This is a genomic window from Streptomyces sp. NPDC048434 (assembly GCF_043200375.1).
Lineage (GTDB): Bacteria > Actinomycetota > Actinomycetes > Streptomycetales > Streptomycetaceae > Streptomyces.
Genome location: NZ_JBICXQ010000009.1, coordinates 201,158 through 213,782, shown reverse-complemented (window position 1 = coordinate 213,782; position 12,625 = coordinate 201,158). Strand labels below are relative to the sequence as shown.

Here is a 12,625-nt window from a genome sequence, read left to right as displayed (position 1 = left end):
ACTCCAGTCGTAGATCGTCATGTGCCTTTGGCCTGAGGCTGTCTGCCGCCGTTCGAAACCAGGTGGCCTCGGCGTACCACCTGGGTAAGGTTGGGCAATGCCCGGGCTGAAGCGGCTGCATGGTAGCCATGCCCCGGCGGTCTTGGCCTTCGAGTTGGCGAATCGCGCCTACTTCGCTGCCTCGGTCTCCGACCGCGGCGACGACTCTTCGCCCAGTTCACCGACAGGTACCACGCCTTGCTGGCTGAGCAGGAGGCGGGCATCTGCGCCTTCTACGTGCTCGTCGCCGAGGACAGCTCGGTAATCGGCAGGTTCAACCTGGTCGACATCGAGGACCGGACTGCGGAACTCGGCTACCGGGTCGCGCAGCACGTGGCCGGCCGCGGCGTGGCGACCGCGACCGTCCGGGAAGTGTGCCAACTGGCGGCGGCCCGGCACGGGCTGCGCACATTGCGAGCGGCCACGGCCCGCCAGAATGTCGCGTCCCAAAAGGTGCTGGCCAAAGCCGGGTTCTTCCCCGGCCCCGCCGGGACCCAGCCCGCATCGGCGGTAAGCCTGGCACCTGGGATCAGCGCGATCTGGTGCTCCAGCCATACAGCGCGACCTCGCCTGGGGACCGGCTGCGGGAAGGCCGCGGCCACCGCTCATCATCGGTGTGTGAAGACTAACGATCTTGCGTTGGCCGCAGGTCACAACGTAGACCCCGCCTGCTGGCAGGAGGCGTTCGAGGGCCTGATGGGCCAGGGAGCGGGCCGGTTCGCGCGGGTCGAGCCCCGGCGCCGTCGCGGTCTACCTCGTCTACGGGGGTTGTTCCACAGCTTCCACGGAGGGCACCATGCCGACGAGGCGAGCGGTCACCGGCTGCAGCCGGGAACCACGCGCGCTTCGCCGAGGAGCTGCGGTTGTTGCGGACGCAGCGCGGCGACCGTATGCGGCGGCTCGGCGAACGGCTGGGCTGGGACTGTCCGTTGTTCGGCAAGATGGAGAACGGCGAGACCGTGGGAGGCCCCGAAGTCGTCCAGGCCCTCGACCAGCACTACGGGACGCCGGGCCTGCTGCCGGCGCTCTGGGAGCCGGCGGTGAGCGACCAGACCCACTTCCGCGAGTGGTACCGGCGGTACCTGGCTCTGGAGGCGGAAGCCACCAGCCTGTGGCACTTCGCGGTGAGCGTGCGCGGACGGCTGGTCGTCGTTCGTCGAGGCTGTGAAGAGCGGTGAGCTGTTCATCCGGTCGCCCGCCCCGGGAACGTCTCCGTCCGCCAGGGGGTCAGATGAGGCCTGCGCGGATGGCGTAGGAGACGGCGTGTGCGCGGTTGCGTAGCTGCAGGCGCTTCATGAGGCCGTACAGGGTGTATTTGACGGTGCGTTCGGAGTAGCGGAGTCCGATGGCTATCTCGGAGAGTTCCTTGCCCTCGGCGACGAGGCGGAGGACGTCGAGTTCACGGAGGCTGACGCCGGAGGCGGTGAGCCCGTGCGGGGTGAGGACTTCGCTATGGGTCCAGCGGACCTGTTCCATCAGGGTGCCCTGCAGGGTGGGAGGGAGACTGCCGCCCCCGTCGGCGATGGTGACAAGGGTGCGGATGAACGCGGGCGGGGTAAAGGCGTCGCGCCACAGGACGGCGCGAACTCCTCGGTCGATGGCCACTGAGAGGTCCGCCTGCCACTGGCGTCCAGCGACGAGCAGGAAGCGTGTGTCGGAGTTGTCCGACACCGGGCGCAGTTGATCGAGGGCGGCGGCGTCGACGGTGTCGAAGACCGCGACGACGACATCGGCCTCGTGGAGTCTCTCGGGTGGGACCTCCTGGACGCGGGGGTCGTTCTGGAGAGAGCTGACGAGTCCCGCGCGGACGAGGGCGTCGGGCGAGTGGACCCCCACGCACACGGTGCCAGTGAGCGTCTGCCGGGGCATAGTGCCTCCCTATCAGGAAGTCGTACGAGAGGTTTCAAGAGGCTGATCGTGCCAGGCACTTTTCGCTGATCGGCTTCCCGCGCGCCCTGCGCGCTCAAGGACAGGGAAACCTGGCACGAGCACCGGGACCGGTGCCCGTCGGAAGGTTCAGGATGACGGGCCTGCCGACGGAACCGGAGCCGCTGCGCGGGGTGAACTGCACGCCCGGCTTCTTTGCCGTACGGCCGTTGGTATCCCCGCCGGGCCCACCGGTCAGATTGATCGAGGCGTAGGCGGACCGCCGGCGGCGAGGGTGACGACGGCCTGCGGGCGGCTGTCCTCGACGAGCTGCACGGCGGCCTGTTCGTCGTCGAAGCGGAGCACGGGCGCGCCGTAGGCGTCGCACGTGCCGGAGCCCGTATTGGTGACCGTGAGCAGCAGGTGGTTGACCGGGCGCGTGACCTTGCTGACGACGACCTTGGTGTTGGCGTTCGTGCAGGCGCCGGGGGCGGAGCTGCCACCGCTGTTGCCGCCGTGGGTGCTCTGGCTGCCGCCGTTGGCCGTCTTGCCGGAGGCTGCGGGGTCGGCCGCGCCGGGCCTGGCATCGTTCTGACAGGCGGTCAGGGAAAGCCCCGCCACGAGCGCGACGGTGGCGATGGCGGTGCGGGGGCGGATGGTGTTCACGGTGGATCGGCTCTCCGTGGTGTTGGTGGATTCAGCGACGGTTGACCAGTCCGATCACGACTGCGATGCAGCAGATCAGTACGAGGGTCGCGACGACGTCGCTGATGCTTATTCGGGTTCGCACGGCTGCCGCAGTCCTTCGGAAATCGCGCGGACGGCGAACTTGGTGGCGCAGTGGAGGCGGCGGTGGGCGAGACCTGGTACGCGGCGCCGACGGAGGCGATGTTCACGAAGTGCCCGCCGCCCTGTGCGCGCATCGCGGGCAGAGCGGCGGCGATGCCGTGCAGGACTCCCCACACGTTCACGTCGATCATGCGGTCCCACTCGTCGGTCTTGAGCGCTTCCAGCGGGGAGAGGGGCATGACGCCCGCGTTGTTCACGACGGCATCGATCCGGCCGTACGTGGAACGCGCCGCATCGATGAAGGCGTGCATGTTTGCCGCGTCGGTCACGTCCAGCTCGCGGAAGGCGGCGGTGCCGCCTTCCCTGGTGATCTCTTCGACCAACAGTTTCAGTCGGCCGATACGGCGCGCGTCGAGAAAGACCGGGTGCCAGTCCGCGGCCAGCCACGCACCGACCACATCCGCCCTCGCCCCGGCCCTTCCCGCAGGGATCGACTGTTGACTCACCCGCGTCCCCTTCCGTGCTTCCGTCCAGCTCGCTGTCCGGAGTCTGGGCGGCGGCGGAAGAACCAGCCAGGACAGGCTGTGCCCGGGTACGGCGCACCCAGGCACACGGCCGGGAAACGGTCTAGTGGAACTTCCCTGTGGCTGCGCGCTTCGCTGCTTCGCTCCCAGCCGGCTGAGCCGATGCCCCTGCCGGGGTGGCGGCGACGAGCGGAACTGATGAGATGCCCGCCACGGCCACACAGATGCGGCTCCATACATGGGCCCCACGCCTTGGTGCCCTGCAGGTGGTGGTCGTACTTGGGGCGACGTGGGACCACAACCAAATTCACTCTCGCCCAGGCGTACGCTTCCGGTCCATGCCGTTCGTTCTGCGGATGTACGGGGGTTCGCTGGCCTTCCCCCTGGCTTCGATTCCCCCTACGGCAACCGCAACTCACCCCGCATCACCGGCATGTGCATATGGTTCAAGTCCCCCCTCGGTCTTGGACCCGCGCCCCGGTCCCTACGGTGGGTCACGCCGCCTCATTCGTACCGTCCCCTTCGCGGCCGCCCTGATCCGATGCCGCTCTGCGACTGTGCTCCGCCCGAACCGTGGCCACGAGCATCCTTGATCGCTTCGCCCCCACCCGCAGACTCTTGCGCAACGTCTGGGCCGAGACGGGGCGTTGGTGTAGCTCCCGGTGGCGTGCGCCCTCCTGGCGTCGTCTCGGTGCCGGCGCTGCCTTTGGAGAGTCGCGATCTGTGCATCGAGCGCCAGGTACCGATTGCCGAGCAGAAGGCCGAAGACCGACAGGTCAACGGCGGGCGCGACCAGCGGAGCCGAGCACCTCCGTGGAGCGCGTCATCGCTTCGCGTGCTGTGGCTCGGCTGCGGCGCTGGCTCCGTAGTGGCCAGGCACGTCGTCGGAGACCCAGCCGAGGAGGAGCATCAGGTCGCCGGTGTCGCTGCCGGCCCGCTTCCAGCTGGACGACTTGTTTGCCCTTGCAGGTTCCGAGGATTTTCGAGGTCGCCTCGTCGCGGATGACGGGGATCAGCTTCTGCCGTGTCTTGGGTTGCTTGACGCGTTCCATCGGCGAACGGTCGATGTCGCCCTCGTGGAGCATCAGCCATTTGAAGAGCTGCTGCAGTGCCTTGTGCTTGTTCCGTGCCGTGGACGCAGAGCGCTCTACCGGGTGGTCTCCGGATAGTTCCCCGAGCGCAGGCAGCGGTTCCAGTCCCGCAGGTACCCCGCCCAGGTCGTCAGCAGTCCGGCGGTGATCTTGTTCAGGTCCAGCAGCGGCAGGTGGCCCAGCCTCCGAGTCAAGGTGTCGACGAGCGGCGTGCTCGACCTCGAAGGCGGAATCCGGAACACGAAGAAAGGGCCCCCGCAGGCTCTCACCTGCGAAGACCCTCTACACCGTCGGGACGACAGGATTTGAACCTGCGACCCCTTGACCCCCAGTCAAGTGCGCTACCAAGCTGCGCCACGTCCCGGTGCTCATTCCGACCGGAGAACTCCCGGCCGGGGCGTGCAGAAGAAAAATACCCTGTCCCGGGCCATGAATCCAAAGCGGGTCCCTCACCGTGCCCTTTCGGGCCTCCTGCAGGGGGTGCGCTTACGTGATTCGATATGCATATGGGTGATATGTCGGCAAAGGATGCCCTCCGTGTGCGCCGGGTGTACGAGCCGCCGGAGCCGGCGGACGGGGCCCGGGTGCTGGTCGACCGGCTGTGGCCGCGCGGGCTGTCCAAGGCGGATGCGCAGCTCACCGAGTGGTGCAAGGACGTGGCGCCCTCGTCCGAGCTGCGGCGCTGGTACGGCCACCAGAGGGAGCGGTTCGAGGTGTTCGCCGAGCGCTATCGCGAGGAGCTGGCGCGGGAGTCGGCGCAGCGGGCGCTGGAACGGCTGCGGGAGCTCGCCGAGCAGGGGCCGCTGACGCTGCTGACGGCGACGAAGGAGGTGTCGGCAAGTCATACGGCCGTGCTGACGGAGGTGCTGCGGGAGGGGGTGTAAGGCCCGTGCCACCCCGTCGCCCTGCCCGCTGGCCTGCCTGTTCATCCGCTCGTTGACGAAACATACGGTGGAGTGCATACTTATACCTATCAGCGAAGGCACCGTAAGGAGAAACCCGTGACCGAGCGCGTCGTACTCGCCTACTCGGGCGGCCTGGACACCTCTGTCTGCATCGGCTGGATCGCCGAGGAGACGGGCGCCGAGGTCATCGCCGTTGCCGTGGATGTCGGCCAGGGTGGCGAGGACCTGGACGTCATCCGCAAGCGGGCGCTTGCCTGCGGCGCGGTCGAGGCCGAGGTCGCGGATGCCAAGGACGAATTCGCCGATGAGTACTGCCTCCCGGCGATCAAGGCCAATGCCTTGTACATGGACCGCTACCCGCTGGTCTCCGCGCTCTCGCGGCCGGCCATCGTCAAGCACCTGGTGGCCGCCGCCAGGAAGCACGGCGCCACCACCGTCGCCCACGGCTGCACCGGCAAGGGCAACGACCAGGTCCGCTTCGAGGCCGGCATCTCCTCCCTCGCCCCCGACCTGAAGTGCATCGCCCCGGTCCGCGACTACGCGATGACCCGGGACAAGGCGATCGCCTTCTGCGAGGAGAAGAACCTGCCGATCGCGACCACCAAGAAGTCGCCGTACTCCATCGACCAGAACGTCTTCGGGCGGGCCGTGGAGACCGGCTTCCTGGAGGACATCTGGAACGCGCCGATCGAGGACGTGTACGAGTACACGGAGAACCCGGCCACCCAGCGCGAGGCCGACGAGGTCATCATCTCCTTCAAGGAGGGTGTCCCGGTCGCCATCGACGGCAAGCCCGTCACCGTCCTGCAGGCCGTCCAGCAGCTCAACGAGCGGGCCGGCGCCCAGGGCATCGGCCGGATCGACATGGTCGAGGACCGGCTGGTCGGCATCAAGTCCCGTGAGGTCTACGAGGCGCCCGGCGCCATCGCGCTGATCACCGCGCACCAGGAGCTGGAGAGCGTCACCGTCGAGCGCGAACTGGCCCGCTACAAGCGGCAGGTCGAGCAGCGCTGGGGCGAGCTGGTCTACGACGGCCTGTGGTTCTCGCCGCTCAAGCGCGCCCTGGACGGCTTCATCAACGAGGCCAACCAGCAGGTCAGCGGCGACATCCGGATGACCCTGCACGGTGGCCGCGCGGTCGTCACCGGCCGGAAGTCCGACCGGTCGCTGTACGACTTCAACCTCGCGACCTACGACACCGGCGACACCTTCGACCAGTCGCTCTCGAAGGGCTTCATCGAGCTCTTCGGCATGTCGAGCAAGATTGCGGCCAAGCGCGACCTGGCCTGATCCCGTCTCGTTACTTCCGTATGACGCCTCCGCCCCGCCGTCGTGGCGGAGCGGGGGCACCCCCTGGTCCTTGAGACCGTGGGGAAGGTGGCACATCCGAAGCAGCCTGAGGAGCAGCAGTGAGCAGCAACACCGGTGATGTCCGGCTCTGGGGCGGCCGGTTCGCCGACGGACCGGCCGAGGCGCTGGCCCAACTGTCGGCGTCCGTCCACTTCGACTGGCGGCTGGCCCCGTACGACATCGCCGGATCCCGTGCGCACGCCCGGGTGCTCCACAAGGCGGGACTGCTCACCGAGGACGAGCTGACCCGCATGCTCGCCGGGCTCGACCAGCTCGAATCGGACGTCGCCGACGGCTCGTTCACCGGCACCATCGCCGACGAGGACGTCCACACCGCCCTGGAGCGCGGGCTGCTGGAGCGGCTCGGCCCGGACCTCGGCGGCAAGCTGCGGGCCGGCCGGTCCCGTAACGACCAGGTCGCCACGCTCTTCCGGATGTACCTGCGTGACCACGCCCGGACCATCGGCGGACTGATCGCCGACCTCCAGGAGGCGCTGGTCCAGCTCGCCGAGGCCCACCCGGACGTCGCGATGCCGGGCCGCACCCACCTCCAGCACGCCCAGCCGGTGCTCTTCGCCCACCATGTGCTGGCGCATGTGCAGTCGCTGTCCCGGGACGCGGAGCGGCTGCGGCAGTGGGACGACCGCACCGCGGTCTCTCCCTACGGCTCGGGCGCGCTGGCCGGCTCTTCGCTCGGCCTCGACCCGGAGGCGGTCGCGGCCGACCTCGGCTTCGAGCACGGCTCGGCCGGCAACTCCATCGACGGCACGGCCTCCCGTGACTTCGTCGCGGAGTTCGCCTTCATCACGGCGATGACCGGGGTGAACCTCTCCCGGATCGCCGAGGAAGTCATCATCTGGAACACGAAGGAGTTCTCCTTCGTCACGCTCCACGACGCCTTCTCGACCGGCTCGTCGATCATGCCGCAGAAGAAGAACCCGGACATCGCGGAACTGGCGCGGGGCAAGTCGGGCCGCCTCATCGGCAATCTGACCGGTCTGATGGCGACGCTCAAGGCGCTGCCGCTCGCCTACAACCGCGACCTGCAGGAGGACAAGGAGCCGGTCTTCGACTCCTGTGACCAACTGGAGGTGCTGCTCCCGGCGTTCACCGGCATGATGGCCACCCTGACCGTCAACCGTGAGCGGATGGAAGAGCTGGCCCCGGCCGGCTTCTCGCTGGCCACCGACATCGCGGAGTGGCTGGTCAAGCAGGGCGTGCCGTTCCGGGTGGCGCATGAGGTCGCGGGCGAGTGCGTCAAGGAGTGCGAGGCGCACGGCATCGAGCTGGACCAGCTCACCGACGAGCAGTTCGCCAAGATCTCGCCGCATCTGACCCCCGAGGTCCGCGGCGTCCTCAACGTCCCCGGTGCCCTCGCCTCGCGCAGCGGCCGGGGCGGGACCGCGCCCTCGGCGGTGGCGGTCCAGCTCGCCGAGGTGCGGGCCGACCTGGTGAAGCAGCAGGAGTGGGCGGCGGCCAGGAAGGCCACTGTGCTTCCGTAGGACTTGCCCTGGTCGTAAGAGTGTGTGGAAGGCGGCCCGCCCCCGGGAGAGACCGGGGCGGGCCGCCTTCGTTTGTGCGGGGGCGCGGAGGGGTGCGGAAGGGAAGAAACAGTGAGACATTGACGTCTCATTCGGATAGTGTGTGTCTCATGGCTGTGGATCACGAACGGGTTCTGAAGGAAGCCGCCGCGCTGCTCACGCGGCGGGCGACGACCTCGATGGACGAGATCGCGCGGGCCGCGGGGATCAGCCGCGCGACCCTGCACCGGCATTTCGCGGGGCGGGACGCCCTGATCAGAGCCCTGGAGGAGCAAGGGATCGCGCAGTTCACGCAGGCGATGGACGCGGCGAGGCTGGATGAGGGGGACGCCGCCGGGGCGCTGCGCCGGCTGATCGCCGAAACCGAACCGGTCGCCGCCATGCTGGCCTTCCTCTCCACCGAGAATCAGCTCTTCGAGGGCGCCGAGGTCAACGCCGGCTGGGCCCGGCTCGACGGCCGGATCACCGACCTGTTCCGACGCGGCCAGGAAGAGGGCGACTTCCGGATCGATCTGAGCGCCGCCTGGCTCACCGAGGCGCTCTACGGCCTGATCGGCGCCGGCGCCTGGGCCGTCCACGAAGGGCGGGTCGCCCGCAACGACCTCAACCACTCGATCGCCGAGCTGCTGCTCGGCGGCATCCGACGGAGCATGGAGAAATGACCGAGACCATAGCGTCAGAACCGGCCGGTTCGGCTCATGTGGACGACCAGCCCCGGCCGGGACGCTGGCTCGCGCTCGCCGTCCTCGTCCTCGCCGTACTGCTGGTCGGCGTCGACGCCACGGTCCTCGGCCTCGCCACCCCCTTCCTCAGCGAAGACCTCCGGCCGTCCGGGACGCAGCTGCTGTGGATCGGCGACATCTACTCCTTCGTCATCGCCGGCCTGCTGGTCTCCATGGGCAGCCTCGGCGACCGTATCGGCCGCAAGAAGCTGCTGCTGATCGGCTCCGTCGGCTTCGGCGCGATGTCGGTGCTCGCCGCGTACGCCGCCACCCCGGAGATGATGATCGTCGCCCGTGCGCTGCAGGGCGTGGCCGGCGCCACGCTGATGCCGTCCACCCTGGCGCTGATCCGCAATCTCTTCCACGATCCCAAGGAACGCAGCCTGGCCATCGGCATCTGGGGCGCGATGGCCTCGGCCGGTATGGCCGTGGGGCCGGTCCTCGGCGGTTTTCTGCTGGGGCACTTCTGGTGGGGCTCGGTCTTCCTGATCAACCTGCCGGTGATGGCGCTGCTGGTGGCCGTCGGCGCCAGGGTCATCCCGGAGTCGCGCAATCCGGATCCCGGCCCGTGGGACCTCCCCAGCGTTCTGCTGGCCCTGGTCGGCATCGTCGCCGTCGTCTACGCCATCAAGGAAGCTGCGGTGGAGGGCTACCGCTGGGACATCGCGCTGGCGGCCGTCATCGGCGTGCTCGCCCTGCTCGTGTTCGTCCGCCGGCAGCTCACCCTCCCCTCGCCGCTGCTGAACATGAAGCTCTTTCACCACCGGGGATTCACCGGGTCGGTGCTGGCCGATCTGCTGACCATCCTCGGACTGTCCGGCCTGGTCTTCTTTCTCTCCCAGTTCCTCCAGATGGTGCAGCTGCGCTCGCCGCTGAACGCCGGGCTCGTCGAACTCCCGGCCGCGATCGGCGCGGTGGGTGCCGGTCTGGCCGCCGGCTGGGTCGCCCGGCGGCTGTCCGTACGGATCGTGGTGGCCGGCGGCCTCGCCGTGGTCGGGCTCTCGCTCGTCGGCTGCACCACCCTGCACGGCGACACCGGCACCGCCGCGCTCTGCCTCATCCTCTTCGTCGTCGGTATCGGCGCGGGCTTCTCGTTCACCGTCACCGCCGATGTGATCCTCTCCAACGTCCCCAAGGAGGAGGCGGGCGCCGCCTCCGCGGTCTCCGAGACGGCCTACGAACTGGGCGCCGCGCTCGGCATCGCCCTGCTGGGCTCCATCGTCACCAGCATCTACCGGGGCTTCGCCGCCCCGTCCGGGGTCCCCGCGCCGGCCGCGGACGCCGCCCGCGAATCGCTCGGCGGCGCCTTCGAGACGGCCCGCCATCTCCCCGCCGACCAGGCCGCGGCGCTGGTCAAGGCCGCTCAGGACTCCTTCGTCGAGGGGGTGGACGTCGCGGCGGGGGTGGGCGCGGTGGTCCTGCTGTCCGCCGCGGTGGCCGCCTGGTTCCTGCTCCGTGGCCAGGAGCTGGCGAACAGCCCGGCCCCGGCCACCACGGTGGCGCTCTCCACGGCCGGCCGGAAGCCGGGCCGCGGCTCCGGCCCCGCGGCCGGCGGCCCGGCGGAACGCCCGTAGCGCCGCAGGGCCGATCCGCCGGACGGCGGGCACACACCGCGCCTCAGGGCGTGTCCTGTGGATCACGGTGCCATGCACCCGCCATGATCCACAGGACACGCCCTGGGGGCGACTGTCCCTCGCCCGTTCACGCCCGGTAGGTGTTCTGGTGACCGGCCGTCCCGTGCGGCTCGTTTGACTCTCCCGTCGTCCCCCTACGGACGGCCCGCTCAGGAGAGTGACGCAGTGCGCGACATCGGACGACGCTCCTTCTTCACCGCCGCGGGGGCTCTGGCCACCGCGAGCGCCATCGGCAGCAACGCCTACGCCACCGGCCACGCCCGCGACGCGGCCACCGCCGACGAATATGTCGACGTCCAGCTCCTCAACATCACCGATCTGCACGGCTATCTGCAGGGTGCCCCGGGCGCCAACTCCCTCATCACCGGCGCCGGCGGAAAGAGGTACACCGTTGGCGGCGTGGCCTATATGGCCGCCCACCTGGAGCGGCTGAGGGACGGCCGCAGCAACTCGTTCTTCTTCGCCCCTGGTGACCTCTTCTCCGGGTGGGAGTTCGACGCCTCCTCCTTCTCCGACGAGCCCACCATTGAGGCGCTCAACGCCATGGGCATGGACTTCGCCTCGGCCGGCAACCACGAGTTCGACAAGTCGGCGACCTTCCTGACCTCGCACATGGCGGACGGCGACGCCTTCCCGGTCGTCGGACGCGACGACGACTTCAAGGACTCCGCCGGGCGCCGATTCGAGGGCGCGAAGTTCCCCTACTACAGCGCCAACATGGTGTGGAACGCGACCGGCGAGCCCGTACTGGCGCCCTACAACATCGAGTACGTCGACAACGGCCGCGGCCGCCGGCTGGCGATCGGCTTCATCCATCTGACCGCCATCGGCACCGAGTCCTTCCCCGGCTCCTACCAGCCGGGACTGCGCACCCTGGACGAGCTGGAGACCGCCAACCGCTGTGCCGCGGAACTCAAGTCACGCGGCGTCCATACGATCGTGCTCAGCATGCACGACGGCGCGGTGGCCGGCAGCGACTTCTCCAGCGGCAAGAACCCCTCGGGACCCGCATACGAACTGGCGCTGCGCGCCTCGCCCGACATCGATGCCATCGTCACCGGCCACTGGCACTGCGCCTTCACCATGATGCTGCCCGACCCGAACGGCGACCCCCGCCCCTTCGTCGAGGCCGGCTGCTACGGCCAGCTCATCAACGAGATCAATCTGCGCCTCGACCCGGACACCGGAGCGGTGATCCGGGAGCTGACCACCTCCACCAACCACCCCAACACCCGCGAGGTGACGCCGGACCCGGACCTGCGCTCGATCGCCGGCTACTGGGCGGACTACGCCTCCCGGCGCGCCCGCAGCAAGATCGGCACGCAGACCGCCTCCTTCACCCGGCGGCGCAACGCGGTGGGGGAGAGCACCATGGGCAACCTCGTCGCCGACTGGGCCCTGTGGGCGGGCCGGCAGTCGCACGGTGCGATGGACGACCCCGCCGACCACCCCAACACCCCCGCCGACCTTGCCGTGATCGCGGTCGCACCGCGCGTCGGCCAGGCGGTGATCGCCGGCGATCTGATCCGCAACCAGGAGACGGACGGCACCGTCACCTTCGCGCAGGCCTGGAACTCCGTGGGCTTCGGCGACCCGATCCTGACCGTCACCGTGACCGGCCGGCAGATCCATGACGCGCTGGAGGAACAGTGGGCGCCGACCGCCGGCGGCGGCCTCGGCTTCTCCCCGCTGGCCGTCTCCGGCAATGTCCGCTACACCTTCGACGCCGCGGGACCGGTCGGCCGGCGGATCGACCCCGCCGAGGTCTTCATCAACGGCACCGCACTCGACCTCACCCGCCGCTACCGCCTCGCCGCCCCCTCGTACACCCTCATCAACCAGGACGGCTTCAGCGCCTTCACCGGCTTCACCGCACCGGTCCGGCACACTCGCGACTTCGAGAGCTTCATCTCCTTCGTCCGCGCCAAGAAACAGCTGAAGCCCGCACCGTTGAGCCGGGTGAGAGCCAAGAACGCGGGGGTGCCCGGCGCCCGCACCGGCACCATCACCCAGCGCCAGCAGCTGCTTCAGGCCGACGGGAGCGTGGTCCCGCGGCCCGAGGCGGCGCTGCGTACGGCGCTGACCGGCGGCGCCGAGGGCCAGCGCGCCCCGGGTGGCTTCCGGGTGCCTTGCTGACCTCACGCGAAAAAAGCGCAGCACGCGC

9 protein-coding genes, 1 tRNA gene and 3 pseudogenes are annotated in these 12,625 nt (G+C 69.4%); 8 read left to right on the top strand and 5 right to left on the bottom strand.

Going from position 1 to position 12,625, the window contains the following annotated elements:
• The first annotated feature begins 97 nt into the window (after positions 1 to 97).
• Together ACGFWI_RS13735 and ACGFWI_RS13730 are read left to right on the top strand one after the other, a co-directional pair.
• A pseudogene (locus ACGFWI_RS13735) lies at positions 98 to 668 on the top strand (GNAT family N-acetyltransferase).
• 167 nt (positions 669 to 835) lie between these two features.
• Positions 836 to 1,172, top strand: a pseudogene (locus tag ACGFWI_RS13730) (helix-turn-helix domain-containing protein); the annotation flags it as partial.
• Positions 1,173 to 1,266: 94 nt separating this feature from the next.
• Here the strand turns inward: ACGFWI_RS13730 and ACGFWI_RS13725 are convergent.
• The 5 genes and pseudogenes from ACGFWI_RS13725 to ACGFWI_RS13705 all read right to left on the bottom strand — a co-directional run bounded on the left by ACGFWI_RS13725 (position 1,267) and on the right by ACGFWI_RS13705 (position 4,673).
• On the bottom strand, positions 1,267 to 1,908 hold the full coding sequence (locus ACGFWI_RS13725; RefSeq protein ID WP_393906145.1) for a response regulator transcription factor: 642 nt from the start codon (positions 1,906 to 1,908) through the stop codon (positions 1,267 to 1,269).
• Positions 1,909 to 2,160: 252 nt separating this feature from the next.
• Positions 2,161 to 2,571: a DUF4232 domain-containing protein gene (locus tag ACGFWI_RS13720; protein ID WP_393906144.1), complete on the bottom strand. Its 411-nt coding sequence runs from the start codon at positions 2,569 to 2,571 to the stop codon at positions 2,161 to 2,163.
• A 126-nt stretch (positions 2,572 to 2,697) separates the two neighbouring features.
• Positions 2,698 to 3,185: pseudogene (locus ACGFWI_RS13715) on the bottom strand (SDR family oxidoreductase); the annotation flags it as partial.
• Between the two features lie 1,180 nt (positions 3,186 to 4,365).
• Positions 4,366 to 4,503, bottom strand: coding sequence for a hypothetical protein (locus ACGFWI_RS13710; RefSeq protein WP_393906143.1), 138 nt, complete (start codon positions 4,501 to 4,503; stop codon positions 4,366 to 4,368).
• Between the two features lie 96 nt (positions 4,504 to 4,599).
• A tRNA-Pro gene (locus tag ACGFWI_RS13705) sits at positions 4,600 to 4,673 on the bottom strand.
• Positions 4,674 to 4,815: 142 nt separating this feature from the next.
• On the opposite strand from ACGFWI_RS13705, the gene ACGFWI_RS13700 reads away from it, so the two are divergent.
• From ACGFWI_RS13700 to ACGFWI_RS13675, 6 genes are all read left to right on the top strand, one after another.
• Positions 4,816 to 5,193, top strand: a complete 378-nt coding sequence (locus ACGFWI_RS13700; protein ID WP_393906142.1) for a DUF488 domain-containing protein — start codon at positions 4,816 to 4,818, stop codon at positions 5,191 to 5,193.
• A 117-nt stretch (positions 5,194 to 5,310) separates the two neighbouring features.
• Positions 5,311 to 6,504, top strand: coding sequence for an argininosuccinate synthase (locus tag ACGFWI_RS13695; protein ID WP_393906141.1), 1,194 nt, complete (start codon positions 5,311 to 5,313; stop codon positions 6,502 to 6,504).
• Between the two features lie 119 nt (positions 6,505 to 6,623).
• Entirely contained in the window at positions 6,624 to 8,066 is a 1,443-nt protein-coding gene (gene argH, locus ACGFWI_RS13690) for an argininosuccinate lyase (protein WP_393906140.1), read from the top strand.
• A 149-nt stretch (positions 8,067 to 8,215) separates the two neighbouring features.
• Positions 8,216 to 8,767, top strand: coding sequence for a TetR/AcrR family transcriptional regulator (locus ACGFWI_RS13685; protein ID WP_393906139.1), 552 nt, complete (start codon positions 8,216 to 8,218; stop codon positions 8,765 to 8,767).
• Positions 8,764 to 10,401 (top strand): MFS transporter, encoded by a 1,638-nt coding sequence (locus ACGFWI_RS13680; protein WP_393906138.1) that lies wholly within the window; start codon positions 8,764 to 8,766, stop codon positions 10,399 to 10,401. The genes ACGFWI_RS13685 and ACGFWI_RS13680 overlap by 4 nt, the downstream gene beginning before the upstream one ends.
• A 225-nt stretch (positions 10,402 to 10,626) precedes the next feature.
• Positions 10,627 to 12,597 carry a bifunctional metallophosphatase/5'-nucleotidase gene (locus ACGFWI_RS13675; protein WP_393906137.1) on the top strand — a complete coding sequence of 657 codons (1,971 nt, stop codon included), beginning with the start codon at positions 10,627 to 10,629 and terminating at the stop codon, positions 12,595 to 12,597.
• Positions 12,598 to 12,625: the final 28 nt, after the last annotated feature.

Excerpts from the sequence above, each read along its gene's own strand:
- ACGFWI_RS13680 (WP_393906138.1), top strand. The coding sequence starts at position 8,764 with ATGACCGAGACCATAGCGTCAGAACCGGCCGGTTCGGCTCATGTGGAC.
- ACGFWI_RS13725 (WP_393906145.1), bottom strand. The coding sequence starts at position 1,908 with ATGCCCCGGCAGACGCTCACTGGCACCGTGTGCGTGGGGGTCCACTCG.
- ACGFWI_RS13700 (WP_393906142.1), top strand. The coding sequence starts at position 4,816 with ATGGGTGATATGTCGGCAAAGGATGCCCTCCGTGTGCGCCGGGTGTAC.
- ACGFWI_RS13685 (WP_393906139.1), top strand. The coding sequence starts at position 8,216 with ATGGCTGTGGATCACGAACGGGTTCTGAAGGAAGCCGCCGCGCTGCTC.